Here is a 26,624-nt window from a genome sequence, read left to right on the forward strand (position 1 = left end):
GTTACTATTTAATAACTAGAGTTGTAAGCAAGATTACCAAAGGAATAAAAACCGAGACCATCAAGACAACTTCCTTGATATTGGGCTTCTTAATGGACTCTACATAATTTGTAATAAATACTGCTGCGGGAAAGAATGTCACCATAATGGGGTGCGCATCAGCAGATGAAGTCAATATCTTAAGAATTATGCCTAAGACAAACGAGAAACCAATTAACCGCATGGTAACAATCTGTCCAAGACCTGCTTTTCCCAACTTTAAGAAGGCGAATATCATGGCTAACAAAGTTAATATGACATAGATTACAAGTTTCGTGCTGTTGGCCCATTCGGAAAAGTAAGCAACATTGAATTCAAATGAAAATTGATAATGATTGACTAAGAATTCCGTCTTATTCGACAAAACCAATACACAATAGGTAATCATAAATACCGTAAACACACCCGTTAGGGGCACCATCCAATTTCGAATGTTTTTTGGTTCATAAATATATATCGCCAAAAAGACTAAAACTAAATAGATCATGGACCATTCGTAGAACAAGCTCGAAACCATCACCCACAAAGTTGCATCAAATACTTTAAGCTTAATATTCTTAAGCGAACGAATGCTTATCAAACGCCTTGTTGCCATTAAGAGGAAGAGACTGCAAAAAATAGCGCTTCTATCCGACAATGTTTCAGGAAAAACAAGTATTAACAAGGCATAGAATAAAATTGCAAAGGAATTAGGGGCCGTTATCTTATTTCTTTTAACAATAAAATCTACTACAAAAATGCTAAAAGCTAAAACTGCAAAAAACAGTACTTGAAGAAAGAGTTCATAGATATCATATGTACTGTTGTACAGAACAAAATGAACCAACCAAAAAGCAGCAAACAAAAAGGATAAAACAATGATGAAGTTTATGGGTTTAGTTTTTCCAAAAATGCTTGAAATCATCTGATGTTTTTGTATTTTTGCTTTTTAAACGCCCATATACCTTGGTTCAAGAGCGTTAATTTAAGAATAACTTAAAGTTAAGGGCAAACCTTATAACACATAATCTCGATTATCGAGTAAATATAGCTAACATGACTTCATTTTTTAGAGGGATAGAAGATTTATTTGTAAACGTACTTTTTGCTCCTTACGATTTCTTTCGTTTTATGGAAAGTTGGTGGGCATCAAATGCCATCAACTGGATTTTAGCAATCATTGGTATGGTAGCCTTTGTTTATTGGATGCTTGAACTTAAAAAGTACAATGATAACGGGGAAGAAGACAAGAGCATTAGTTCGCATTCTTACCTTTAACTTCGGTAACGCTCAACTATCCATACTTTTCTAAAATATTCTCCAAAACGTATATTTTATTGGGTTTTTACAGGTCAAAACCAATATCTTTTCGGTAGTTCATCTTATCAAAACGGACTTTTTCGATGTTTGCGTAGGACTTCTTTAGAGCCTCTTTAAAATCAGTCCCATAGGATGTAACAGCCATTACTCTTCCTCCATTGGTGACTACTTTGCCATCTTTCAATATTGTACCCGCATGAAAGACCAGGGAATCATCGATTTGGTCATAACCAGTCATTTCTTTCCCCTTTTCATAAGCTTCAGGATAGCCTCCAGAAACTAGCATTACCGTAGTCGCTGTACGTTCATCCAATTCTAAATCGATGGCGTCCAAGCTCTGGTTGGCGACTGCCTCGAATACCTCAACCAAGTCATTCTTAATCCGTGGGATAACAACTTCAGTCTCTGGATCACCTAGTCTTACATTGTATTCGATAACGAAGGGGTCGTCACCAACCTTAATAAGACCTATGAACACAAAGCCTTTATAGGGCAAATTATCTTTTTTAAGCCCTTCTACGGTAGGAATAACCACGCGCTCGCGTATTTTCTCCATAAACTCCTTATCAGCAAAAGGAACAGGGGATATGGCTCCCATACCGCCTGTATTGAGACCCGTGTCTCCTTCACCAATGCGTTTATAATCTTTTGCGGTAGGTAAAACTTTGTAACCCTTACCATCTGTTAGAACAAAAACACTGAGTTCAATGCCCGCGAGGAACTCTTCTATGACCACTGTTGCGCTAGCATTACCAAATTTGGCATCTACCAACATAGTCCGCAGCTCTTCCTTAGCTTCATCCAAATCTTGAAGGATTAAAACGCCCTTTCCCGCTGCTAATCCATCAGCCTTTAATACATAGGGTGGACTTAAGCTTTCCAAAAAAGCGTAGCCTTGCTCTAGGTCAGATGCCGTAAAGCTTTGATATGCAGCGGTTGGAATAGCATGGCGGATCATAAACTTCTTTGCAAATTCCTTACTCCCCTCTAATTCGGCCGCAGCGCTCTGTGGGCCAATAACCGGAACACTCCTTAATGCGGTATCTTTCAAGAAAAAATCATGGACACCATTCACCAAAGGGTCTTCAGGACCAACCACAACCATTTCGATGTTTTCCGCAAGAACCAAATCCTTGATTTGCGCAAAGTCATTTACACCAATTGGTACATTTTGAGCTATCTCCGCTGTACCTGCATTTCCCGGGGCTACAAATAGCTTTGAAAGTCTAGGGCTTTGGTGCAATTTCCAGGCGAGTGTATGTTCACGACCACCAGACCCAAGTATAAGAATGTTCATTTGTACGGATTTGGGGCAAAAATAGAAATGTTCTTCGCAATAGCAATAGCAGCATTGATTATATAAACAAAAAGATCTTTTTCAAAGCTTTGAATAGCTAGAAATTTGTTATTTAAATGCTTCTCTTACTATTTGCTGAAAATTGTATTTCACCGATGAAATGCAACAGCTAATCTGCTGTCAAATCGCCTATTTTAAGGATTCTTACGAAATCGTATACGATTTTTTAAGTTTTAACATTTTCAATAATACAATGATTATTTCACTAATTAAGGCGAAATAAGCCGGTCTTTTCAAAGTAATATATTCTCTTTTGACGAAGTGACAATTTCATCAAATTATTTTGCTAAAAGGCATAAAAAAACCCAACTGATTGAGTTGGGTTTTTTTATAAGTAACTTTCTTATTTTTTATTTCGCTCGGAAAAATCTCGATGCTCAGTTTTCTCTAAATCTTCTTTTGATAAGGTTTTGAAATATTCAAATGTTTTGCGCATTCCCTCTTCGCGACCTACTTTCGGCTCCCATCCTAATATTTCTTTTGCTTTGCTAATATCTGGCTGACGTTGCATTGGGTCATCCTGTGGTAAATCTTTGTAAATAACCTTTTGCGTGGTTCCTGTAAGTTTAATAATCTCCTCAGCAAAGTCTCGAATTGTTATTTCATGAGGGTTTCCAATATTAACAGGCAAATCATAATCACTCATCAACAATCGATATATGCCCTCTACTTCATCATCTACATAGCAGAAAGAGCGGGTTTGAGAACCATCTCCAAAAACTGTAAGATCCTCTCCTCGTAGCGCTTGTCCCATAAAAGCGGGGATTACACGTCCGTCATTGAGGCGCATTCTTGGTCCGTAGGTGTTAAATATACGTACGATACGCGTCTCTACACCATGAAAACGATTGTATGCCATGGTTATAGATTCCTGAAAACGTTTGGCTTCATCGTAGACTCCTCTTGGCCCTATGGTATTTACATTTCCGTAGTACTCTTCCGTTTGGGGGTGAACTAAAGGGTCTCCGTATATCTCAGATGTAGAGGCAATTAATACTCTTGCTCCCTTCTCCTTGGCTAAACCTAAAAGATTATGTGTTCCTAAAGCGCCTACTTTCAAGGTTTGAATAGGAATCTTCAAATAGTCAATAGGACTAGCAGGTGAAGCAAAATGTAAGATATAATCAAGTTTACCAGGCACGTGTACAAACTTCGTGACATCATGGTGATAATACTCAAACTGTTCTAACTTGAATAAATGCTCTATATTTTTAAGGTCTCCTGTAATCAGGTTATCCATAGCGATAACGTGATATCCTTCCTTGATAAAACGGTCACAAAGATGAGATCCAAGGAATCCTGCCGCTCCAGTAATTAAAATTCGCTTCATGAAATGGGTTGTTTTGTCTATCTAACGTAAGTATTGTCCAAAAATTGGGATGCAAAATTAGTTTTTACCTAAGGCTAATAAAAAAATTCTAGACCAAATGTCGTAAACATAGAAGAACCCTATATAATTGGGGTCAAAGGACAGTTTCATCGGTAGAATTAACCTTTGCCTCTTCTTCCTTAAATTTTCCGTTTAACTGATTGGCTTGGGGATTTGAATTTTTATTAGACTCACTCTTCTTACCCGTAATCTTATCCACCTTTCGCTTTAGCATAATCTTTTGCTTCAAAGTCGCAAAGCTGTAGTTATATCTAAAGAATATGTACCCTAAAAACACTACAACGGATACTAACATCAATACCATCCCTAGATTCCTGGCTTTGCTGCCTAAAACAATGAACAACATCACAAAAAGCAGGTTAAAGCATCCAATGATAAAGCTTGCTTGTTTATGGGTTAGTCCCCAATAGTCAATTAAAACGTGGTGTGTATGATTTCTATCAGGGGAAAACGGGCCTTTTTTGTTTGCAATACGAATGGCAAAAACCCGCGCAGTGTCGAATAGCGGCACAATTAAAATACTTATAGCGATCAACGGTGCGTTTTCAAGTAAGAAAGGTAATTCAGTATAATCACTTGGATTAAGCGCCAAAAACTTAAGCGTCAAAATACTTATAACGAAACCCACAATCAAAGAACCCGTGTCTCCCATAAAAATTTTCTTATCCGAAGAAACGTTGAACCCTAAAAACGCCATCAAACTTGCATTTACGGTAATAGCCAATAGAGCGAAGAAGTACTCTTGAGTGAGGTAAAAAATCGTAGTGTATATTACCATTATAACAATGCCTACCACAGATGCCAAGCCATCAATGCCATCAATTAAATTGTACGAGTTTATTATCGTCAGCATCATAAAACCAGCGATAATCAGGTAAAGATAATGAGGGATTTCATGGATATTCAAAAACCCATTCAAAGAATCAATTGTAAAACTTGGATTGGCCAATATAAAGATGATGGCAAATACCTGGGTAATTAATTTTGCGCCTGGGGAAATAACAACCAAATCATCCTTAAGCCCCACAATAAATAAGATTGTCAGCCCTGGGATAACATAAATAGCCTCGTCGAAACTGCCCCAACTTTTCATAAAGAAAAGCGCAAAAATCAGAGTGTAAAAGAAGGAAACTCCACCAAGCGTAGGTGTTTTACTAGCATGTGAACTGCGGTGGTCAGGGTCGTCCATCAAGCGTTTATACTCAACAACCTTGATGATTTTGGGTATTGTTAAATAAATCAGGAGAAAGGACCCAATAAATAGTAATATGGCGGTTTCTAGAAAGTTCACTTGTTAGATTGAGACTCTAAAAGTAGAAAAACTTTAGGCATTTTGACTGGAATCCTTTAAAAACATGAGCATTTTAGTTGCTAGGGCATTTCTGTCAAAATCTTTAAGAATTGCTGTATAGCTACTTTCGTCGATTCTATTTTCTTTGCTCATGACTTCAACTTTGGCGATAAAGTCTTTTTCATTCTCTGGTTCAAAAGCCAGACCCACGCCATAGTCCTCAACTAGTTTCTGCGCTTCTCCCTCAACCCCAATCAAAATCGGCTTATGCATACCTGAAAGTTCAAAAATCTTTGATGGGAGAACTGATTTGAAGGTGTTTGATTTTTTTAGATTTACTAAGCCTACATCTAAAATCGAAATGTACTCCTTGACTTCTTCCTTAGCCACTGGCGGAAGCATCGTAACATTTGTCAAGCGTAGCTTTTCCTTAAGTTTCACGAGATTTTCCTTTTCAGCACCTGTCCCCAAAAACAGAAAATGAATAGTGCCATTCTCTACTTTGCTTGCAGCTTCTAGTATGAAATCAAGTTTGTGCGCCATACCATGCGTTCCGATATAGCCTAAGATAAATTTATCTTGAAGCCCTAGCCTACTTAATAGTACTTTATTTTTTGGCATAGGTTTGAACATCTCTGCGTTAATCCCATTTTTAACCACTTCTACTTTGTTGGACGGAATTCCTCTTTCATTTATCAATTGTTCTTTGAATGAATCGGTCACTGTAATGACCTTCCATGTACTTTTATACATGCGGAGTTCAAGAAATTCGAAAAAGCGAATGATTAGGTTTCTATCCATAGCGCCAACGGCTCTGATGGATTCCGGCCAAATATCCCGGACTTCCATCACCCATCGCTTTCTTTTCCAAAAGGAAAGCCATCGGCCTGAAACTGCGGTGAAGAACTGCGGGGAGGTCGCAACTATCAAATCTGTTTTAATAAAAAGGCCTGCCCAGAAAGACATCACCATAAAACTTAAGAAGTCAATGATTCGTTTTAGGAAGCCTTTATTCGCCGAGATGTACGTCCAAACGCGAATCACTTTGATTCCGTCTACCATTTCAGTTTGACGCCATTTGTTTTTATAGCCTTTGAACACTTTCCCTTCAGGAAAGTTAGGCACACAGGTAATTACCGTGACCTCAACACCAGCTTTCACCCATTCCCTGCAATGCTCGTAGGTTCGCGTTGCCGGAGCATTGAACTCTGGAGGGAAATTATCGGTTAAGAAAAGTAATTTCATATTTGAATGGAGGTCTTAAGGGTCTTCTGAAAAGATACCGCGATTTTTTGGGACTTTTCTCTTTTGTTGAACCCGTTAGCAAAGTGGAAGGACATTAGTTCAATTTTCAAATGATTTTCAAATGTGATATGAATGTTCTCCTTAGGAAGCTTTACCCCATTATCAAGAATTATAATTTCTTTTACATTCGGATGAAAATGAAAAAACGCTATCTGATTCAGCTTCGTCTCTTTGTCTATTTCATCTACTAATAGAATTTGGGCGGCTTTAGCGGTAAAAGTTCTTGAATGTTTCAAACCTAAGTTTCTATAACCGTTATGCACAGCTTTTACTTGGCTTTTCGTATCCTCTAGTATATTTACTTCTGCTCTTTTGGCTACTCGAAATCCGCCCCAAACTTGGGTTTGCTCTTGATTACCAATTTTGACCGTATTGTGTGATGCGGTTTCTCGTTCTTCGTGTCGCAAGGCATTCTTTTCGTAGGTGGATGTTCCTGTATCAACGATAATTGGATTGCCGGCAACATATAATTCAAAATTGAAGGTGTCCGAATGGGCATGCCCTGGCTGATAATTTGGCCCGACAGTTCCAACATCTACAAAAAGCTCATAATTCGATTGGACGAATTTGCGATAGCCTGAATCTGAGAGCTTTCCTTTATACCATTCCAGCCCCAATTCTTTGGCATAATCAAAAAGCTGTTTTGATTTGGGAGCAATTCCATAGGCACTATCATTAACCATTGGGATATTTCCATTAGAAAATGATGCCTCCTGAAGCCAAGACAGCATTTTTAAGGCCTTTTCTTTAAGAAATGAACCAAGTCCATCTTCTTTCCAAGAATTTAGCTGTAAGAGGTTAATACAGTCCAACAAGCGGTGTAAAAGTATCTGGTGATACATGGGGCTGAGCTCAAAATGCGCTCCGTCTTTCAAAATTTGCTCATTCAACTCTTCCTCCAAAATTTGCTTTGTCCTTTTATAGAGCAATTCATCCTTGAAATAATAGGCGCCAAAGAAAAGGGAAAAGCCATTCTCTAGGAGATGGTTCCCTAAAAGATGATATTCTAGATTATTTAGAAGCGTTTGGTAGTGATTATAAAGAGTTTGATTGATTTCGGGGTTCGAAATTGAATGTTTTGATAGGAATTTTACCCAATTAATTCCTCTCAAGGAAATAGGATAAGGTTCTTTTCCATCTTTTAAAACGGAATCCTTTCCAAGGTAATCTTGAACTAACGCTAAGCCTTCATCAGAGGAAATAGAAGATTGATTTAAAAAATCAAAATAATTCAGGTTGTAGGTCCAGAGTTTGCCGAAAGCCTTGTAATTCCAATCAATTTCAGTGTCAAACGTATGAGACAGATTTAAAAAATCAAAAGTTTTATCTTTTTTATAACTATCAGTATATAAAAAAGAATCCTTCCATTGCAAAGGGGCAACAACTTTTTCTAGAGGATTCTTGTACTCTTTTTTGAAAAAGCGATTCCGAATCAAATAGTAACCACGAAAGTAGAGCTGTTTAAAACGAAGGTATTTTAGGGTATGGAAAAGTAGTCCTAGTTTACGGGGATCCATTTGCCTTGTTTCAATGATTCGATAGCTGCAAACGATGCTTTTGTAGTATTAACGATTTCATCGATAGGAATTATGGGGCTCCCTCCTTTTTGCTGTTGTTCAATCAAGGCCTGAAATTGGTTGAAATGACCTTTGTCCTGTTTTGAAGATGCATTTCCGCCACCTTTAAATCCGAAGGACTTCAATTTTCGCCAATTGTCCATCACCAAGGTGCGTTCCTGAGAATAGACCTCAACGCGCTCCTTTGAATACGCTTTGCTTCCGTTTGCAAAATAATTTATGACCGCATTAGAACCATTCTCATATTGCAACAGAATACTAGCGTTATCTGTGTTTTCTTCCGGATTTACTCCCATTGCATTCATACAAACTGCTTTAACTCGGCTTCCGGCAAAATACGTGCATAAATCAATGTAGTGACAAGCTTCCCCAATGATTCTTCCGCCTCCAACTTCCATATCGTGCACCCAAACATCTGCAGGAATAAACCCTGCATTCATGGTTGCAACAATATTTATTGGGGTATTGTCATTACCCAAAAGCTTTTTCATGTTTTGGGCCAAAGGAGCGAAACGCCTATTAAAACCAACGCTTACATTAACATTTTGAGCATTATATTCTGCAATTATGGACTCTAATTCCAACTCTGTTAGGGCCAAAGGTTTTTCTACGAAAACACTTTTCCCTGCTTTTAGGGATTCTAAAACCATTGGAGCATGCATGTTATGTTGAGTGGTTATCAAAACCAAATCAACATCAGTATCCGTCAAAATCTCTTTGTAGTTGGATGTTGAATTACCGATAGCGTGACGCTTTGCCATAATGGTTGAAGACAATCCACCTGAACTTGCAATGTATTTGATATTGGCATTCAACTTCTTCAAATTCGGAAGTATGGTTGAGCTCGTAAAATTACCCGAACCCACAATTCCGATTACTCCTTTCTTACCTTCAAACGATTTATCTGCAATACTAACCGTATTTACAGGAGCTTTGGTTTGGTCATATTCCAAAATAGAGGCGATGGATTTCGAATTCCCCATATCACCATAAATTTTATCAAAGTCCTTAAGCGGTATGCGCTCCGTAATCAAAGGTTTGACGTCTAAAGTGCCTTTTGAGATAGCATTTAAAATTGCTTCGAAGTTTCGTTTCTCTGTCCAGCGGACATATCCGATAGGATAATCATTCCCTTTTTGCTCGTACTCCTCATCATAGCGCCCAGGTCCATAGGAACAAGAAACCTGAAAAGATATCTCTTTTTCATAAAAATCTGCTCGGCTGATATCCAAGCCTATGACACCTACCAAAATAACACGGCCACGCTTTCTGCACATCTGCGCAGATTGGGCTATAATTTCATTGCTTTTATTGGAAGCGGTAATGATTACTCCGTCTGCGCCGATTCCGTTAGTGTAAGATTCAACAAATTTTACTTGGTCGGTACCTTCGGCAGGGTTGATGGCAACAATACCTTTTTCATTTGCAATTCGGACTTTCTCCGGATCAAAATCAAAACCGATGACATTACAGCCGTTTGCCAATAACAACTCCGCAGTTACCAAACCGATAAGTCCGAGGCCAACCACGACCATAGTTTCCCCAAAAGTTGGATTTAAGAGGCGGATGCCCTGTAAACCGATAGAACCAATTACTGTAAATGCAGCTTCTTCATCGGTAACATTATCCGGAATCTTAGCCACTAAATTCTTGGGAAGATTTACATATTCCGCATGATTGCCATTAGATGCCACGCGGTCACCTACTTGAAATTCCGTAACCCCTTTGCCAACACCGACAACTTCTCCAACATTACAATACCCAAGTGGTAAGGGCTGATTGAGTTTATTCAAAACTGCATCCATTGTCGGTTTTAGGCCATCAGTTTTTACCTTGTTCAAAACCATTTTTACCTTATCAGGTTGTTGCTTGGCCTTTTGAATAAAATTCGCCTTTCCGAATTCTACTAACATGCGTTCGGTACCCAATGAAACTAAAGTTCTAGAAGTTTTGATCAAAACACAGCCCGATTTTACCATGGGTACTGGTACTTCTTCTAATATGGTTTCTCCGTTCTTAAGATCTTGGATGATTTGTTTCATATAATAGGTCGAGAAAGATAATAATGGGTTTACTTGTTGAATACTTTCGGTTTAACAAAAGTACCCACTGTAGACACATAATAAAAACTATTTTTTGACAGCTTGTCTTATTTCCTTTATTGCTTCCTTTCCATCACCCCATCCTTCAACTACCGCTACATCATTTTTATTATAGTTCAAGAACCACAATTCAATGATTTCAATTACCATTGGGTAGTTCTTCTGCAATTCTGCATATGTGGAAGCCTTTACAATCCTTTTCTCTTTTTCCATGGGCACGGCTATTATCTTATAATCTTGCTCACCTTTGTCCACTAGTTTTAGCATTGCAATGGGTAGCACTTCAACAATAGTTCCCGTTTCGTGACTTTCTGAAAGCACCAATATATCCAGGGCGTCGCCATCACCGCCTGTTTTCTTATCGGAAATAGTAGAAGGTATAAAACCATAATTTCCAGGATAGGACAGAAAATCAATAACTCGGTCTTTGCCGTTTTCTTGGTCAATGATAAACTCCTTTGAATCGTGGTCATACTCGTATTTTGAATTTGTGCCTGCCGGAATTTCTATGACTGCATTTACTGCACCTTTTGCAGAAAAACTTGGGGTTTCGTAATAATCTCTTTTCTGGTTGCAAGAACAGACTAAAAAGAATAACAAAATAGCGGTGCCTTTCATTGACTAGTTATTCTTTATCTATTATTCGTTTTGAAAGTTCTTGCCTAAGCACCTCTTGATTTTCCTTCAAAATATCCAAGGACAAAACAGCCTCACCCTTAAACTCGGCTTGTTGGGCTTTTGCCAAGCGATTTAAATCATCTTGGTATTTGATTTGTAGGTTTTCAAGATATTGCGGATTGGAAACTTCTTCCAAGGCAGCATACAATGCCTTTTGAAAAATCAGATCCGATTCAGACTTCCAGTAGTGTTTTAATGCAGGGAGTTTGTATCCAGAGTTGCCGTCAAAAGCAACAGGTTCTATCAATGATGAAATGGGGTTATAAAACCAGCGCAGATTATGTGCAGTCAAGCCATGCGTTCCTCCGAAGAGATTTGCAATAGCCGTAAATTTGGCGGTCTTCTCCACATCAAAAACCTTGGAAATAGGAAGCTCTCCTCTTTTGTAGCGATTCAAGAGATTCTTTGCCAAGGTAAATTGCTTATTCAACGTAGTATCTGCAAAAATAGTGCTAAGGGAGTATGCCGTAATGGTCATATCATTGTTGCTACCGTATCTAGGATTGTATTTACCATCTACTTGGGTTCCTGTACGTTTGCTAATTTCGAATACTTTGGCACTCTCGCGCCACATATCAGCCTCTGTTAGCTTAAGTATTACGCCTACCTTGCGCCCGTTGTTCTCAATCAAGCGTTTATCAAAGGTTTCCTCAATTGCATAAATACCTACATTTTTGGTTTCGGCAGTGTCATTGCTTCTCATTTTTACCTGAAGGAATCCTTCTAGAAAGTCATACCGAAGCCCAACCAAACCCTCTTGTTTGATTGCCTTATGGTACAACCATTCATTTAAATAGCCTCTTGAACCTGGGTGATGCACTGAAAACTTGCGCATGCCCTTAATGGTTCGGTCATCGGCTAATTTTATGCGATAGCTCCATTTCAATCCTTCCAAATGATCTGTCCAATCGCCTTTGAGTCGCAAACTCGCTTTATAATCTTCCTTCATATAACGAATCGTCGCAGGTACATAATCATCATCGGAAGTTTGCAACACGCCAATACTCACAGCTTCATCGCGTTTGGCTTTCAGTGTTTCGAAATGCTTTTCATTGAGAATTACTTGAAGGGAATTGTAGTTGGTGTTTTGAGAAATCTCAGGAATCACTTTCACCGTTTTCGAATTTCCCTTTTTATGGGAGAGTAAAACCAGCAATAGCAGAAAACTGCCTAAAGCGACAAGTAAAAACGGGTTGGATCTCTTCTTTTTGACCAGCATTTGATTTCTCTAGTGTCTTTCGATAAAACTAAATTCCATTTCTCCCAATTTGGATAGGGCTTCCTTGGCTTGAATTAAACCTTCAACCGTTTTAAATTCAACATTTAGGGAAAGCTCGGCCATCTCATTAGATTGGTCAATTCTTTTGATATCTACTTGGGAACAAAATTCCTTAAGTGTATTAATAATTTCGGTTTCGTTTACTTTTCCACTTCCACCGGCAATGGATAAAATCAAGTTTTGCTGTGCGTGCTTTTTCTTGTTTGAAGCTCCTGTTATTATTACAAACAATAAAACAAACAATACCCCGACCAAAGTGATGGTTTTTTGATCCGCCCCAAAACCTAAACCTATCGAAATTGCAATAAAGAAATAGGCAAGTTCCTCTGGTTCTTTAATAGCCGTTCGAAAACGAACGATAGATAATGCCCCCACCAAACCAAGGGAAAGTGCTAATGATGATTTCACGATGGTTATGATAATCATTGTGGTGATACTTAATAAAACCAGGGTTTGTGCTAGTTTATTTCGATTAGACAACGAAGCACCATATCGTGAATAGACGAAACTTAAAAGGTAAGCTGTAATCAAAGTCAACAACAGATTGATGAGAAAATCGACAATGGAAATATTCTCAGTATTAAATTGGGATAGTAAATCGTTAAACTCGTTCATAATAGTTGGTTTGTTCTTCTATTTATTATTCAGGAAAAGATTGAAAATTATTTACTCCGTTCACATATTTTGAGTTCTTGCTCAATCGAAACGGGAATTGAGCAGAAATGCTATTTGCTATACCATCGTCTTCTAGCCCGTATTTTAGTTCAACCACATTGAATGGGTCTGACTGTGGCATTTTGCTAAAATTATTCATTCGTGTTTTGATATTTCTATAAAACACTTCGTAATCCAAGGTTATTCGAAACTTTTGGTTTGCAGAAATAAAATACCGCCTGGTATATGAATTAATCAACGTAGGGTTCAAACTGCGAACTATTTCGTAAATGGGTCTTGGAAGGTTTGAGTCATGGAATAATTTACCCAAATCTCGACCAGTAATCGAACTGTCGAGTGTGAATGAATTCAAATCATAGGTCCATTTATCGCCAACCAATCCGTTTTTGATCTTGATTTCAAGCTTTGGATTTTTGATACTCCCCAAAATATCTTCGTACCATCGAATACGAACTTTTTGTCGGTCCGCGACGCCATCTACATTGTCAAAATAGTATTTGAAATCGTTTGTATCGAAATAGATATTGTTTACCTGTCGTTCATGAAAAACTTCTCTAAAGTGTGCTGAATTGTCTTTAACAATCGCCACTAGTTCATTCAAATGCATTGATTTGGGAACGATATATTTTCTTTCGTACCGAAAGTTATTAGCGATTTTTAAAGCATGTTCTATCTGCTCTTCTATCATTGTGTTTTCTTAACTCGCGTTTCCTTGCTATCTACACCAAATTCCACTCCGTACATCTGCTCTTTTACCGCTTCAATGGTTTCCGCTTGTTCGCCATTTAAAAGTAATGAAGATTTATTCTCAATGAGGTATTCCGTTTCAACCTGAGTCATTTTTACATTATCAGCAGTGATATTTGAGGCACCAAACTCGGGTTTTTTTTGAAAGGCAGTAAAGCCTAATTTGGAGTTTGTAATTTTAGCACCCTGAACTTCCACTATAGACAAGTCCTTTCCGGCAACAGCAATTTCACATTGATCAATGGTAATTCTTTCAGCTTTCATTACACTATCCTCTCCGGCGCTCAGCGCCTTATCTCCAGCCTTGATAATTTTGAGGTCGTACATTTCTAATTTTGAGCCCGAAACGTCAACCGCATCGTTTCCTAAATTTTCAAAAGTGCAGTTCGTCAATGTGCCTTGTACAAAATCCCCATCAAAAGCATCTGATTGTGTATTGCGAAAAGTAGTATTCTTCATAGTGAAGTGGGTTCGAATGATGTTCAAGCCATCTTCACAGCTGTTATCGGCAATTAGAACATGGTCTAAATTAACCGGGCTTTCATAAAAAACAACCGCGCCTGTCAAATCCCATAAACCATGTGTCTGATTGGTTAGATTATCAAATTCTACGTAATTCAATTCTGAGGTTTCCTTTGCGCTGACCACAAAAATGCCCTGTCCTTTTCTATCGGAAGAATGTATTTTAATCGGCTTCTCTTTTGAGCCTTGAAAATTAAGCGGGGATTTCGAGATTATTTTTCCACCAGATTTGATGTCTATTTGCAATCCAGATTTGGCATTAACCACATAACCTGCCGGAAGTAGTAAAGGTGAACTCAAAACAATAGAATCCGAAGCAAACTTAATTTCTTTGTTTTCCTCATCAATAGCTATAAATTCAAATTGGGATAGGTCGCTATTTACGCGCAATAAATCATCATCTTCAGACAATTCATCCAAATCCTTAAAAGGAGTTATTTCATTGTACTTCACTCCAAATGTTCCCACCAAACGATACCCTACGGAAAGACTGAAAATGTCTTTTTCAAAAACGAAACCTGTGGTTTTCTTTTTCTTTTGGACAAATAAATTATCATAACTATCTGGAAGACTAAAGACAACTTTTGTTTTTTCCGAAGGCATTATTATAAGATTCTCGATAGGAGGTCCCGTGATGAACTTTTCTTGTTTATAGGATAATTCCTCAACCTCAAGAGGAAAGTTGGTCAGGTTCTGGATCTCAACTTCTATTTGGTTCTCATCATACCGCACTAAAGCCATTTTGGTAATTGTAGAAGGGTTCAAAGACTTTTCAAGAACCAACTTGTTATGCTGAAAAAGTTCCATTTCAAAGAGGTTCTTTGGATTGTTTTGATGAGTGACTTCCAATATTTCTTTGAGTTCTCGTCGATTTTTAGACACCAATTCCTGAACGTCTTGTAGCGTCGCCATCTGTGCTAATTGTTGCGCGTATTGCTCGGCAAAAGTAATATCTTGAATTTTCAAGTTTTTGATATATGTATTCAGACGGCCTAAATCTTTAGTGACATGAAAGGGTTCAAGTAAACCGGTTTTTTCATTATAGTTGAGGTACAGACTATTATTCGTGCGATTAGAATAGAGGCTTAGTAAGGAGTAATAAGTTGCTAATTTTTCGATATCAAAAACTTCTTCAAATTCATGCCCTCCCTCGATGTAGACCATAAATTTCGGGGTAATGAGTAGATTGTCTAAATTCAGATATTCGACCTCAGGAACACTTTTTCGCTGCGTAAGACTTTCCCAAAAAGAAATATCATCTTCGATGTAAACTAACTGCAAGCCCTTTTCCTTTAAATAAGCATTGAAAGATTCCGAATTTTTTAGCACATCCGTTTCTTTAAAGTTTTCCCCAGCAGATATATACGGAATCCTGTTGTTTCCTAAAGTCTTTGCGAATAGAAGTTCATAAGCCGACGTTTCCGTATTTAATCCAATGGTCAATGAGTCTATTTTACCCTGTTCTTTTATTCTTGACTGGATTACTTCTTTTGAGGAAAGTATGCTGTTATCTATGGTCGGGATGGCTGTTTGCCAATTTTTAGTGTAAGGAACAATTTTAGCTATCTCAATGTTAGGAAGCACTTGTTTCGCAACATAATAATTTAGACCATTATGCGAGTAAGTAATGGTATTTGCGGAATAGGTAATATACTTTCTTTCACCCTTTTTCCTTTCTGTGGGGTAGATATCTAAACGGATAGATTCAATCAAAGTATCATTTGGAGTCGCTTTTTTTATTAAAACTACTTCGCGATATATTTTATTCTGGAAAAAGTGGGCGTCAAATTTTAAAGCCTTGATTCTCTCAAAACGTCCTTGGGTTGAATCAAGAATGATATCTATTGGCTCGTCTCTAGTAAACCTCTCATAAGGCTCAGGAAGCTGCTCAAACGAATTATTATAACTCAGGGTATGGTCAAATATAGAATCGGAAACATTGTTTTTAATGCTATTCTTTGATTTAAATGCAAACAGGCCTATGACCAAAACGATTAGCCCTAGAATGAGGTAAAGTTCTTTGTTTTTAAAATGAGGTTGATTCATAAGAAAGCAACTCCTTACGGAATTGAGATTCAAGGTTTCTTTCGGGGTGGAAAGTTACACAAACTTTAGCCTAATGTCAATTGAGGTCTATTTCAGAAGTTCTTTGATTTCCTCTCTATTGGGGTAGTTAATAAGCACTGCCTTGTACTTTCCCTTGAAAACAAAAAGACTGCCTGCCGCCACGCCAATTACCTTATATTTTTTGATAATTCCTTTAATATCATCCAAAGTTCCTGCTCCGCCTAACACCGTCATTGGAAGGTTGATAGCAGAACGAATCATATCAATCAACTTACCATCATACCCTTTCATTATACCGTCGTTATCAATTGAATTTACCACGATTTCTCCAGCACCCAATGCTTCAAACTGCTTTGCTAACTCTTTTGGGTCCTTTCCTGTGGATTTTGTTCCGTTGTGCGTATATACCTGATACTTCCCAAAAAGACCTTTCTTTTTGACATCTAGCACTACTATCACACTCTGAACTCCGACAGCTTTTGCAATTTCCGTTACCAAGTTAGGGTTTGCTATCACAGCAGAACTCAAGGCAACTTTTTCAGCTCCTAGATGAATGATTTTTTTGGCATGCTCAACGGTTTTAACTCCGCCCCCATAACACAAAGGCATTCGAGATTCATTCGCCAGATTTTCTATCATCTTGAAATCGGGTTCACGCCCTTCTTTGGTGGCGTCAATATCAAGAACAATCAATTCATCGACTTCCTTTTCATTGAAAATCTTAACGGCATTGATGGGATCCCCAACATATTTACCTTCTTTAAACTGAACCGTCTTGACAAGGCCTTTGTTTCGAACCAATAAACAGGGAATTATACGAGACCTTAGCATAGCTTATAAGTTTGCAAAATTTTTAAATAATTGAACTCCATTACTATGGCTTTTCTCGGGATGGAATTGCATTCCAAATACATTATCATTATTAACTGCGGATGAGTATTCAAGTCCGTAGTAGGTACTTGCCAGTCTATTTTCTATTGAAGTACAAGAGAAGTAATAGGTATGTAAAAAATAAAAACCCCTTTCGAAATCGATATTCTCAAAAATAGGATGCTCTTTTGTCGGATTGATACTATTCCAACCCAAATGTGGTATATGTGGCTTTTCTTCAAAAAACAAACTATCGAACTTTTTCACATGACCATCAACATAGCCCAAGCCAGATAATTTCCCCTCATCACTACTTTTGGCCAAAATTTGCATGCCAACACAGATCCCCATTACAGGAATCTTCTTTTCTAATACCAATCGGTCTAATTCTGTCTGAAAGCCAGAATCTAATAACTCTTGCATGGTTTCATCGAAAGCACCAACGCCTGGCAGGATAAGTTTGGTCGAATCTGAAAGTTCTTCGGGAGTACTAGCTACAAAACATTCAATATTTAATTGCTTATAGATATTAAGAATGGCTTGAATATTCCCCGAGCCGTAATTAACGATTTTTATCATCGTTTTCCTCCTTTTTCAAGTCCGACCATTCGCATCACTCTTGCTCCTATATTATAAATACTATCTTGTGACTTATAATCTTTGTAGGTTTTATTAGGGGCGTCCATATAGCTCTGTAGTTCTTCCACTGATATTCCCAATTTGTTTGCTATAAATTCAAAGTCTTGTTTTATGGTTTCAGGGTCATAGGCCGGTGTTTTAAGTTCCTCCAAGGCTTCTTCCCTTGTCATCTGATCGGTCAGTATCAAACTTGAATACTGCACTTTTCTAGTGTCGAAACCAAACTTTTTTGGTAGCCAATAGGCTTCATAAAATCGGGTAAAACGCGATTCAAAGTGTTTTTGTGGATACTTTTGATATCCGTAGTTATCCACTAAAAACTGCATGGCTTCTTCTTTATGATAGGGAATATAGTCCAACGGGCGAATCAATTTAATCCCTTTGAAATAAGGCAAATAGACCTTATGCCACAGAATATTGGTGACGGGGTAGTCTTTCAATGTTCCTGTGCCATGTTTTTTATGAATATCCCGTAATTGAATAGAGTCTGATTGGTAATACATCCACTCTAAAGGATTGCGAACACATTCCGTAGAATAATTTCCGCCTGTTAGAATGTATTTGATTTTATGCTTCGATGCAAACTTATACATAGTGGCAAAAAAGGCGTGGTCTTGAGGGGTGTCTACATGAGAAACTCCTGATTTGAAAAATGAGAGTTGTAAATCTTTCATTTCTTCCCAGTTGATTACCTCTGTATATAGATCTAATCCCAATCCATCTACCAAACGCTCGATATTATTAACGGCAACCTGCGAATTCCAACCTGCATCAACATGAAAAACCAAGGGACGTAACCCATACTTTTCTTTCATGGCATACAGAAGAAAGGAGCTGTCGATACCACCACTCATACCCATTAAACAGTCAAAATCTTTGCCTCTCCCTTCTTTCTTAATTTTAGCCACTATTTCCTTTAGGGCTTTATCACCCCGTTCATCAGTATGCCATTTGGGTAAAATGTCTTGAAAGTAGGTATTGCAATGGTCACAAACCCCATTTTCATCAAAAACGATTTTCGAATCCGTGGTATCCATCACGCAATTTGTACATATTTGGTATTCTCTGTTATTCATGGTCATCTTCATTTCGAAAGGAAACTCTCTATTTTTTTGGCTATTAAATGAGCAGAATTACCTTTTCCGTATGGTTCTATTGTCTTAACAAAAGGTTTTTTAATTAAGATATTATAACTCTCCAATATTTTATCTTCATCCGCACCAGCTAAAATATTGAAGTTGTATTCAACCATTTCAACCCACTCGGTTTCATCTCTCGTAGTAACGCAATATTTACCGAAAAAGAAAGCTTCTTTTTGCAAGCCACCGCTATCAGTGATAACAAGGTTTGCGTACTTTATAAGATTAACCATTTTTAAATATCCCACAGGTTCCAAAATTTTAAAGTTTACCTGTAGGTCAAGGTTATCTATTATTTTTCTTGTTCTTGGATGTAGTGGAACAACAACTGAAATATCTTCATTGATTTTGTTCAAGGCCGAAATAATTCCTGTTAATCTGGAAACATCATCGGTGTTTTCTGCTCTGTGAATTGTTGAAAGAACATAATCATTTTCAATAGCTCTTTCCTTAATTGACTTTGCATAGTGCAATGCTCCATCGTACATAACATCCCCTACATTCAACACCTCACAATCAATAGTATCAAAACCTTCCTTTTTCAGATTTTCAACAGCATTCTCGGTTGGGCAAAATAATAGGTCACTAATTCTATCTGTTAGAATACGATTGATTTCCTCAGGCATTTTTATATTGAAACTTCGTAATCCTGCTTCTACATGAGCTATTGGAATATGGAGTTTTTTGGCAGCCAATGCACCCGCCAAAGTAGAATTTGTATCGCCATATACCAACACTATACTCGGTTTTTCAGCTATTAAAATTTCTTCTATCTCTTTGAGCATCTGTCCGGTCATTGCACCATGACCTTTATTATTTACATCCAGTCTGAAATCAGGCTTCGGAATACCCATTTCTTCAAAAAAAACATCCGACATGTTCACATCGTAATGCTGTCCCGTATGTAGTATTTTCTCTTCTAGGTTTGAATTGCTTGCTTTTAAAGCTCTGGAAACTGTGGCAGCTTTAACAAATTGTGGGCGAGCGCCAAGCACTGTTATTATTTTCATGTGTATTTTACAGTCTTTTTAATCGAGGGCTCTTTTGTAATTTTATCTTATTTGAGTCAAATGTGTTTCAAAAATAGGATATCTCGGCGTATTTTGTTCTCAAACCCTTCATTTTACTTCTACAGGGGAATGAATCGCAAATCAACTTTCAATAAGCTCCTTTAAAACATTCCAACGAATTGATTTGTAGTGATCTTTTAAAAAGGTTTCGATGTCCGGTTGTATTTCATAGAAATTCTCATGAAAAAAGGCCAAAGTATCTACATATTCTCCTGCGGTTTTATTTGTTCTAATAATGGTTTTGGAAGATCTAATCAAATTTCTAAGGTCTGCATAAGCCAGCGGCAGGCCTAAAGAAAGTAGATTAAACGCCCGATTACTTACCGTGGTCGCCTGAACGTTCCCTAAAGTTGCATCATAGGGTAAAATGGAGCAAAAGACATCATCCACTTCGAGTTCCTCTATCTTACTATAGGGCACATATGAGAAAGTAGTATAGGTGTTTTTCAAATGGGCAACCATTTTTTCGTCGCTTTTACGAATTGTGGGCCCAACAAACCTGAAGTTATATGGGGTGTTTTTAATTATCGCTTCGGTGACTTCCCAGTTTAATCTTCCAACAAAGCCAAAATATAAAACCGTATTTCGTCGCCCATTTTCTAATGGTCTCATATAAGTTCTTTGGCTCCATGGAAAAAACAGAGTCACATTATCTTGATAGCTGTTCAACTTGTCATAAAGAGGATAGGAAACCGTTAGGACATGGTCTGAGTTTTGACATGTTTTTCGAATCTGGTTTCTAATCTGCTTGGTCATTCCGAATTTGGCTTGCGCTTCAAAATCATCTTCCATCATGGTAATGATTTTTTTACCTGGAGCAAGTTTCTTAAGAAATGAATAGTTATAGCTGAAGTTCATTATAAAGTCAAACTCCAACTTTTTCATGATTTTCTTAAGGTAGAATTTTACCAAACTATTATTCAATTTCTGAATGAGGGGGAAGTACCTCAATTGATGGTGTATCAACTGCGCATGAGAATAAAAATCAATGCCTTCTTCTTTTCTATGTTTGATGAAAATACTCTTATAGCTATTTTTCTCAACGAAAGTAATGCTGTATCCTTCCTCCTTTAGCAAACGCGTAATTTGATGCCGGATTCTTGGAGGTTCGCTCCAATCTGTTTTTGTTAGTATCAGGACTTTTTTCATTGATTAGAGCATTTGTTTGCGCGTATCTTTTAAAACAAAAATAGCGAGTAATAACAGTACAAATCCGCCATGTGTCAATAATACTGTAGTTAATGATGAACTTATTAGGGAAAATATAAATAGGAAGATCAATCCAAAAAATTTACCGCTGATATTCAATTGATTCAAAGTGGAAAAATAAAGTCCCACAATAACTGCATTAATGGTTACTCCAATCATTCCGAAATTCATGAATCCATCAGAAATAATTCCATTATTGGCATTCCACTCTGCCTTGCCAAAATACTCCTCCCCAACAATATAAGAGTGCGGCTTGTCGTAGGGATATTCAATAAAAGAGCCCGTTATGGATTCTGACCAAAACAAGTTATTACCATCGAAGAAATCGAAGTAAAGCAGATCTAATAACCCTGGTAATAAAAAGGGACGCCGTACAGTCAAAACCATCAAATCATTATTTTTGAAAACCAGTGAACTAAATAAAGACAGTAAAGTAACTCCTATCAAGAAGAGCAACAAGTAGTTCATTTTCTTTCTATAGTCAAAACGATACAAAACCAACACCATAATCAAACCTGCAAATACAGCCTTATTTGCCCCACACAAATACAAAAAAATCAGAGAGCTAATTCCCAAAAACACAGTTGTTTTGTTTTTTCTAAACAGTCCGAAAACAAGCAAGCTTGGTATAATCAGTTTACTAAACCAAGAATATGTGTAATCGGTATAAAGGTTGCTTATGTTAGAGGCCATTATCGCCCTTGTCTCATAAACTTCACGAAGTAACAGGTTATTAAGATTAATATAAGGCAGATACAAAACAACAAAAGGAACGATTCCAACTAACACGACAACCAACAGTAAGTTTTTCGATGATCTTAAACTCGTCTTTTTCGAACTGAATTTGATTTTTATTTTCCCTATTAAGAGAATACTCCAAAAGAATATGTTTTGAGAAAGGAAGATTCTCATGTCCACTCCATCCACATTTATAAATAAAACAGCGCTGGGGAAAACAAAGAAAACCAACACCAAAACAAGTACGGCATATAGCATGTCCTTTAGTTTTACCGATGACAACACAAATATGTTCGCTAGTACGATAAGTGATCCAAAACAAAATTTCAAAAAACTGAAATCATAAACCAATCCCGCTGTTTCACTGGCTTTTAAAAAAACATAGAGGTCTTTTATAACCAATGAGAAAGAGGTTAAAAAAAGCACGTATAAAACCACCAAGAGTTTTAGATTGCCGTACTTTATTTTGTCCGTCTTAATTACCATTAACCATCGTTTTTCGCTCTTCTTGGGTAATAATCAAATAGTAAAAAAAGAAGAAAAATGATATCCCAGAAAATCTATTCAAAACACTTTCAAATAGAAAACTCAAAGTTATCATTATTAAAAATAGCAGATTGAAAAGTCGGTTATTTGGTGTGTTTGAAAGTCTACTTTTTCGAATAAGGTTCCAGAGAAGCCATATGAAAATCAACACCCCAACAACACCGCAAACCAGTGCAATTTGCAAAAATTGATTGTGGGCATTTAGCTCCTCTTTTAGGGGTTGGGTATATCCTTTGGACTCATATACTGCATTCAATTCCTTTTGAGTGTCTCCCACACCGACCCCTAAAAATGGATTTTTGGAGGCTACGTACAAAGCAGCATCCCAACTCATCAATCTCAAGCTATAACCATACCTTTCACTGGGCTCTATAGTAAACCCCCTTTCAAAAAGTGTTTCAATCATGATTTTACTTCTTGGATTTTGAAGTAGAAACAGTGTTCCAATTGAAAAAATAATAGCAACAAACAACCCTTTGTAAACTTTATTTCCAATTCTGGATAGCCCATATACAACATAAATCAGGCCGCATATTAGTAGACTTATTTTACTAGAAAGTTGAAAAATTACCAAAGGGAAAAGCAGTAGTAGGATGAAATGTATTTTGCTTTTCTTCCACAGCGAAAAGGCTAATATTATGGCAATCGCTGTATTCAAATAGATTGCAAAATAGGTGGTTTGATGAAATACAGAAAAATGGGATGAGAAAAAATAATTTCCATCTCGCACAACGGAATACATAAAAGAAAACGCATCGTTTACGACAGGTTTGAAAATAAGTTCACCATCTATAATTGAAAAAGAATTATAAAATGCATTCCCAAAACAAATCAAAACAGCAAGTGCACAACCCAAAACAAAATATTCAAATAGTTTAACCCTATCTTTTGAAGTTAGTCTTGAAGCCGAAAAAATAATTGGGAAAGCCATAAGTGACGCCCTTTGCTCCAAATAACGAAATTCCATTCGCTCTGAATACAAAAGCGATAAGGCAATCATGAGATATAAAATTGGAGGTAGAAGGAAGGGTAAACTCCAAAAAGTAGCTTTGTGTTTTTTTGAAACTAAAGAAACTACGACCAAAGCCAGTAAAACTATCGTTGACCATTTTTGATGAAGTGGCATACAAAATGCAAGTAAAACCAAGAGAAAAATTCTTGTTTTTTCAAGTCGTTCTAAACCAAATACATTTTCTAAAAACATCTAGGGTTTTAAGCCTTTTAAGGTTTTGTATTGCAATACTAGGTATAATCCGTAAAGAATGCACTCGTGCACCACATATACCAAAAATAAAGTTTCAACATCTAGTTTTAGATAGTATGCGCAAATACCCAATGTAATGAAGGTTGTTATAAAATAAAAGGTCTGCCAAATAGAGGCGATTTTCAATCGATTCACAGCATTAAATACCGAAGATAAAGGACTAGCCACCAGTTTCACCAAAAAACTAAATGCTAATATGGATGCGAATGTACCTGCTCTTTCCCAAGTATCTCCAAACACAAAAGAAAAGAGTTGGGGGCCGAAAAAATAAAGAATCGCACAAATTGGCAATCCAATAGCAAAAAGCCCTAAGGCTGATTTTTTAAAGAACTTAACGGACAAGTCAATAGCCCCATCCGTATTAATCATATAGGCAATTTTCTGATAAAATACATCTTTAAAAGACGCGCCAATAAGTCCCATAGGGGCTCCCAAAACCAATGTTGTCAATCCGAAATGACCTAAATCGTCAGTGCCATAAAATTTAGCCAGAACCAATATAATAGCTTGTATGGAAATCGTATTTAAAAAGGTTGGGATGATACCATATTTGGGATAATCGATATATTCTTTGGCCACCCCTTTTAATGAGCTCCATTGAACAAAGGCGGCTTTAATATTGGACCTTTTAAACAGATAGACCCAAGAGCTAAGAAATCCTGTAATTTTTCCGACCACCAACCCATATAAAGTGAAATTTGTTAACCCCAGTCCGATACTGGTGAGAACGTAAAAGAAGGATTGTAGCACCTTTGCTACGGCATTATCTTTAAAGGTTTTATGTCGAATAGATAAATTAGAAAAAGAACTCCAAATACCAAAAAATAACACGTGAAGCGGAACAAAATATAGGGCTTTGCCAATTTTAAACCCATTATCTTCGGGCACAACTAAGGTTACTAGGAAGAGCAACACGGAATAAAGAATCGTAAGATAAATACTTAGTGCGAAAATACGGTTGGCTTTATCTTCTTCTTTTGGAATAACAATAGCAAACTGGTACCTGCCTCCAGAAACTACTTCAAAAACTCCTGCAATGGCAAAAAATGAGGTGTAGAGGGCGAATTCCTTTTCTGAGTATAATCGCGTTAAAATAGGGGTAACGGCAAATGGTAGGGCCTGTGCTATTCCGGTTCCTATCATCTGCGAGGAGACGTTCCTCATAAATTCCGATCCGGAAAACTTAGCCCATATTTTAGTAACAAAGTTCACTTCAATAACTTAATGAATTAGTATTGTGAATAAGACTATTTAAACTGAACTTTCTTCTAATTCTTTAAGAATGTGTGATACTCTCCCTTTAATCCAATAGGTTCAGAATTTCTAATCTTGTGAACTATGCCAATAGCAGTTCTTGCAGCTTCCAATCCATATCCTTTTCCGGCTAAAATATCTTGATAGACCATGGTGTGTAAGTCGGTAAAACCACCACTAAACTCTAGCTCCTCACCATCAATTGTAATCGACCTAAAGGTAGTTTGCCCTTTTGCTTTAACTTCTTCAGGAAGATAATTAGCATTAATAGAAAGAAACCAGCGAACCCTGGCATTTTCAAATTCTAAGAAACCAGCGGCCCGATCTTTCTCATGAACATGGACAATGTTTTCTTGGACATCTCCAAAAATCCAGGAGAGCATATCATAAAAGTGCACACCGATATTCGTGGCGATACCTCCAGATTTACTATGGTCTCCTTTCCATGAGGTATGGTACCAATTGCCTCGGGAAGTCAGGTAGGTCAGGTCAACTTCAAATTTGCTGTCCTTATTCGCATTTTTCACTTTTTCTTTTAAGGCAATGATGCTTGGATGAACTCGCAGCTGAAGGATATTGTAAATTTTTTTACCTGTCTTTTCCTCAACGTGCATTAGCTTGTCTACATTCCAAGGGTTGAGTACCAAAGGCTTTTCGCAAATGGCATCTGCCCCACTTCGTAAGGCAAAACGAATATGCGCATCATGAAGATAGTTGGGTGAACAGATACTTACATAGTCGAGCAAGGTATTCGATTCATATTTTAATTTTTCAATATGACGGTCAAAACGTTCAAACTCCACGAAGAAATCTGCCCCCGGAAAATAGGAGTCGATAACCCCAACGCTATCGCCTTTGTCAAAAGCAGCTACTAAATTGTTATTCGTGTCTTTAATGGCCCTCATATGCCTCGGTGCTATATAACCTGCGGCACCTATCAATGCAAAATTCTTCATTTGGTATTTGGTTGTCTGTTCAATTTATTCTTTCTACACTATCTCCTGAAAGTTGATATTCTTGTTTGCTCTCTTTGCAAGTGGCTTTCCCTGCTTCGTCAAAAACCAAACGATGTCCATATTCACTGACCCACCCAATTTGTTTTGCAGGATTGCCTACTAAAAGAGCATAGGGTTTTACTTCTTTGGTTATTACCGCTCCAGCACCTATTAAGGAATATTTTCCGATTTTATTTCCACAAATAATTGTGGCGTTGGCACCGATTGAAGCTCCTTTTTCCACCAGAGTTTGTACATAACTATCACGGCGGATTATTGCACTTCTAGGGTTAACAATATTTGTAAACACCATGGAGGGACCCAAAAAAACATCATCTTCACAAATGACTCCTGTGTAAATAGATACATTGTTTTGAACCTTAACGTTATTACCTAAAACTACTTTCGGAGAGACCACTACGTTCTGACCAATATTACACTTCTCTCCTAAAATACAATCGGACATAATATGTGAAAAGTGCCAGATTTTAGAGTCTTTGCCAATAATACATCCGTCATCTATCACGGCAGTTTCATGGGCAAAAAAATTGGTTTCAATCATTCGGAACAAA

At 37.4% G+C, this 26,624-nt stretch carries 23 protein-coding genes; 1 reads left to right on the forward strand and 22 read right to left on the reverse strand.

The window, feature by feature from the left end:
- Positions 1-4: 4 nt before the first annotated feature.
- The gene (locus tag FEE95_RS05740) at positions 5-943 is read right to left on the reverse strand and encodes a DUF6427 family protein (RefSeq protein WP_138656865.1); all 939 of its coding nucleotides are present in this window, start codon (positions 941-943) and stop codon (positions 5-7) included.
- A gap of 131 nt (positions 944-1,074) precedes the next feature.
- Here FEE95_RS05740 and FEE95_RS05745 point away from each other — a divergent pair, with 131 nt between their 5' ends.
- Entirely contained in the window at positions 1,075-1,296 is a 222-nt protein-coding gene (locus tag FEE95_RS05745) for a DUF6341 family protein (protein ID WP_138656866.1), read from the forward strand.
- Positions 1,297-1,363: 67 nt separating this feature from the next.
- On the opposite strand, the gene purD is transcribed toward FEE95_RS05745, so the two are convergent.
- From purD to FEE95_RS05850, 21 genes are all read right to left on the reverse strand, one after another.
- Complete coding sequence (gene purD, locus FEE95_RS05750) at positions 1,364-2,635, reverse strand: phosphoribosylamine--glycine ligase (protein WP_138656867.1); 1,272 nt, start codon at positions 2,633-2,635, stop codon at positions 1,364-1,366.
- Between the two features lie 403 nt (positions 2,636-3,038).
- Positions 3,039-4,025, reverse strand: a complete 987-nt coding sequence (locus FEE95_RS05755; protein ID WP_138656868.1) for a UDP-glucuronic acid decarboxylase family protein — start codon at positions 4,023-4,025, stop codon at positions 3,039-3,041.
- Between the two features lie 133 nt (positions 4,026-4,158).
- Positions 4,159-5,376, reverse strand: coding sequence for a glycosyltransferase family 4 protein (locus FEE95_RS05760; protein WP_138656869.1), 1,218 nt, complete (start codon positions 5,374-5,376; stop codon positions 4,159-4,161).
- A gap of 33 nt (positions 5,377-5,409) precedes the next feature.
- Positions 5,410-6,621, reverse strand: a complete 1,212-nt coding sequence (locus tag FEE95_RS05765; protein WP_138656870.1) for a glycosyltransferase family 4 protein — start codon at positions 6,619-6,621, stop codon at positions 5,410-5,412.
- Entirely contained in the window at positions 6,618-8,198 is a 1,581-nt protein-coding gene (locus tag FEE95_RS05770) for a heparinase II/III family protein (RefSeq protein WP_138656871.1), read from the reverse strand. Before FEE95_RS05770 ends, FEE95_RS05765 begins: the two co-directional genes overlap by 4 nt.
- Positions 8,180-10,300: a bi-domain-containing oxidoreductase gene (locus FEE95_RS05775; protein WP_138656872.1), complete on the reverse strand. Its 2,121-nt coding sequence runs from the start codon at positions 10,298-10,300 to the stop codon at positions 8,180-8,182. The genes FEE95_RS05770 and FEE95_RS05775 overlap by 19 nt, the downstream gene beginning before the upstream one ends.
- An 87-nt stretch (positions 10,301-10,387) precedes the next feature.
- Positions 10,388-10,978 (reverse strand): inorganic diphosphatase, encoded by a 591-nt coding sequence (locus tag FEE95_RS05780; protein WP_138656873.1) that lies wholly within the window; start codon positions 10,976-10,978, stop codon positions 10,388-10,390.
- Between the two features lie 7 nt (positions 10,979-10,985).
- Entirely contained in the window at positions 10,986-12,257 is a 1,272-nt protein-coding gene (locus FEE95_RS05785) for a hypothetical protein (RefSeq protein WP_138656874.1), read from the reverse strand.
- Positions 12,258-12,266: 9 nt separating this feature from the next.
- A complete protein-coding gene (locus tag FEE95_RS05790; protein WP_138656875.1) occupies positions 12,267-12,932 on the reverse strand; it encodes a DUF4956 domain-containing protein in 666 nt (221 codons plus the stop codon).
- A 25-nt stretch (positions 12,933-12,957) separates the two neighbouring features.
- Positions 12,958-13,680: a polyphosphate polymerase domain-containing protein gene (locus FEE95_RS05795; RefSeq protein WP_138656876.1), complete on the reverse strand. Its 723-nt coding sequence runs from the start codon at positions 13,678-13,680 to the stop codon at positions 12,958-12,960.
- Positions 13,677-16,307 carry a hypothetical protein gene (locus tag FEE95_RS05800; protein WP_138656877.1) on the reverse strand — a complete coding sequence of 877 codons (2,631 nt, stop codon included), beginning with the start codon at positions 16,305-16,307 and terminating at the stop codon, positions 13,677-13,679. Before FEE95_RS05800 ends, FEE95_RS05795 begins: the two co-directional genes overlap by 4 nt.
- Positions 16,308-16,394: 87 nt before the next feature.
- On the reverse strand, positions 16,395-17,159 hold the full coding sequence (locus FEE95_RS05805) for an AglZ/HisF2 family acetamidino modification protein (protein ID WP_138656878.1): 765 nt from the start codon (positions 17,157-17,159) through the stop codon (positions 16,395-16,397).
- A 3-nt stretch (positions 17,160-17,162) separates the two neighbouring features.
- Complete coding sequence (hisH, locus tag FEE95_RS05810) at positions 17,163-17,777, reverse strand: imidazole glycerol phosphate synthase subunit HisH (RefSeq protein WP_138656879.1); 615 nt, start codon at positions 17,775-17,777, stop codon at positions 17,163-17,165.
- Positions 17,774-18,913, reverse strand: coding sequence for an N-acetyl sugar amidotransferase (locus FEE95_RS05815; protein ID WP_138656880.1), 1,140 nt, complete (start codon positions 18,911-18,913; stop codon positions 17,774-17,776). Before FEE95_RS05815 ends, hisH begins: the two co-directional genes overlap by 4 nt.
- Before the next feature lie 8 nt (positions 18,914-18,921).
- Positions 18,922-19,986, reverse strand: coding sequence for a non-hydrolyzing UDP-N-acetylglucosamine 2-epimerase (gene wecB / locus FEE95_RS05820; protein WP_138656881.1), 1,065 nt, complete (start codon positions 19,984-19,986; stop codon positions 18,922-18,924).
- Between the two features lie 141 nt (positions 19,987-20,127).
- Complete coding sequence (locus FEE95_RS05825; RefSeq protein ID WP_138656882.1) at positions 20,128-21,195, reverse strand: glycosyltransferase family protein; 1,068 nt, start codon at positions 21,193-21,195, stop codon at positions 20,128-20,130.
- 3 nt (positions 21,196-21,198) lie between these two features.
- A complete protein-coding gene (locus tag FEE95_RS05830; protein ID WP_138656883.1) occupies positions 21,199-22,479 on the reverse strand; it encodes a hypothetical protein in 1,281 nt (426 codons plus the stop codon).
- Positions 22,469-23,743: an O-antigen ligase family protein gene (locus FEE95_RS05835; RefSeq protein WP_138656884.1), complete on the reverse strand. Its 1,275-nt coding sequence runs from the start codon at positions 23,741-23,743 to the stop codon at positions 22,469-22,471. Before FEE95_RS05835 ends, FEE95_RS05830 begins: the two co-directional genes overlap by 11 nt.
- On the reverse strand, positions 23,744-24,967 hold the full coding sequence (locus FEE95_RS05840; protein ID WP_138656885.1) for a lipopolysaccharide biosynthesis protein: 1,224 nt from the start codon (positions 24,965-24,967) through the stop codon (positions 23,744-23,746).
- 104 nt (positions 24,968-25,071) lie between these two features.
- A complete protein-coding gene (locus FEE95_RS05845; RefSeq protein ID WP_138656886.1) occupies positions 25,072-26,013 on the reverse strand; it encodes a Gfo/Idh/MocA family protein in 942 nt (313 codons plus the stop codon).
- A gap of 19 nt (positions 26,014-26,032) precedes the next feature.
- Positions 26,033-26,614, reverse strand: a complete 582-nt coding sequence (locus tag FEE95_RS05850) for an acyltransferase (RefSeq protein WP_138656887.1) — start codon at positions 26,612-26,614, stop codon at positions 26,033-26,035.
- Between the last annotated feature and the right edge of the window lie 10 nt (positions 26,615-26,624).

The organism is Maribacter algarum (ex Zhang et al. 2020), from assembly GCF_005885635.1.
Lineage (GTDB): Bacteria > Bacteroidota > Bacteroidia > Flavobacteriales > Flavobacteriaceae > Maribacter_C > Maribacter_C algarum.

Coding starts and splice junctions, on each gene's coding strand:
- FEE95_RS05740 (WP_138656865.1), bottom strand. CDS start 943: ATGATTTCAAGCATTTTTGGAAAAACTAAACCCATAAACTTCATCATT.
- FEE95_RS05745 (WP_138656866.1), top strand. CDS start 1,075: ATGACTTCATTTTTTAGAGGGATAGAAGATTTATTTGTAAACGTACTT.
- purD (WP_138656867.1), bottom strand. CDS start 2,635: ATGAACATTCTTATACTTGGGTCTGGTGGTCGTGAACATACACTCGCC.
- FEE95_RS05755 (WP_138656868.1), bottom strand. CDS start 4,025: ATGAAGCGAATTTTAATTACTGGAGCGGCAGGATTCCTTGGATCTCAT.
- FEE95_RS05765 (WP_138656870.1), bottom strand. CDS start 6,621: ATGAAATTACTTTTCTTAACCGATAATTTCCCTCCAGAGTTCAATGCT.
- FEE95_RS05770 (WP_138656871.1), bottom strand. CDS start 8,198: ATGGATCCCCGTAAACTAGGACTACTTTTCCATACCCTAAAATACCTT.
- FEE95_RS05775 (WP_138656872.1), bottom strand. CDS start 10,300: ATGAAACAAATCATCCAAGATCTTAAGAACGGAGAAACCATATTAGAA.
- FEE95_RS05780 (WP_138656873.1), bottom strand. CDS start 10,978: ATGAAAGGCACCGCTATTTTGTTATTCTTTTTAGTCTGTTCTTGCAAC.
- FEE95_RS05785 (WP_138656874.1), bottom strand. CDS start 12,257: ATGCTGGTCAAAAAGAAGAGATCCAACCCGTTTTTACTTGTCGCTTTA.
- FEE95_RS05790 (WP_138656875.1), bottom strand. CDS start 12,932: ATGAACGAGTTTAACGATTTACTATCCCAATTTAATACTGAGAATATT.
- FEE95_RS05795 (WP_138656876.1), bottom strand. CDS start 13,680: ATGATAGAAGAGCAGATAGAACATGCTTTAAAAATCGCTAATAACTTT.
- FEE95_RS05800 (WP_138656877.1), bottom strand. CDS start 16,307: ATGAATCAACCTCATTTTAAAAACAAAGAACTTTACCTCATTCTAGGG.
- FEE95_RS05805 (WP_138656878.1), bottom strand. CDS start 17,159: ATGCTAAGGTCTCGTATAATTCCCTGTTTATTGGTTCGAAACAAAGGC.
- hisH (WP_138656879.1), bottom strand. CDS start 17,777: ATGATAAAAATCGTTAATTACGGCTCGGGGAATATTCAAGCCATTCTT.
- FEE95_RS05815 (WP_138656880.1), bottom strand. CDS start 18,913: ATGAATAACAGAGAATACCAAATATGTACAAATTGCGTGATGGATACC.
- wecB (WP_138656881.1), bottom strand. CDS start 19,986: ATGAAAATAATAACAGTGCTTGGCGCTCGCCCACAATTTGTTAAAGCT.
- FEE95_RS05825 (WP_138656882.1), bottom strand. CDS start 21,195: ATGAAAAAAGTCCTGATACTAACAAAAACAGATTGGAGCGAACCTCCA.
- FEE95_RS05830 (WP_138656883.1), bottom strand. CDS start 22,479: ATGGTAATTAAGACGGACAAAATAAAGTACGGCAATCTAAAACTCTTG.
- FEE95_RS05835 (WP_138656884.1), bottom strand. CDS start 23,743: ATGTTTTTAGAAAATGTATTTGGTTTAGAACGACTTGAAAAAACAAGA.
- FEE95_RS05840 (WP_138656885.1), bottom strand. CDS start 24,967: ATGAGGAACGTCTCCTCGCAGATGATAGGAACCGGAATAGCACAGGCC.
- FEE95_RS05845 (WP_138656886.1), bottom strand. CDS start 26,013: ATGAAGAATTTTGCATTGATAGGTGCCGCAGGTTATATAGCACCGAGG.
- FEE95_RS05850 (WP_138656887.1), bottom strand. CDS start 26,614: ATGATTGAAACCAATTTTTTTGCCCATGAAACTGCCGTGATAGATGAC.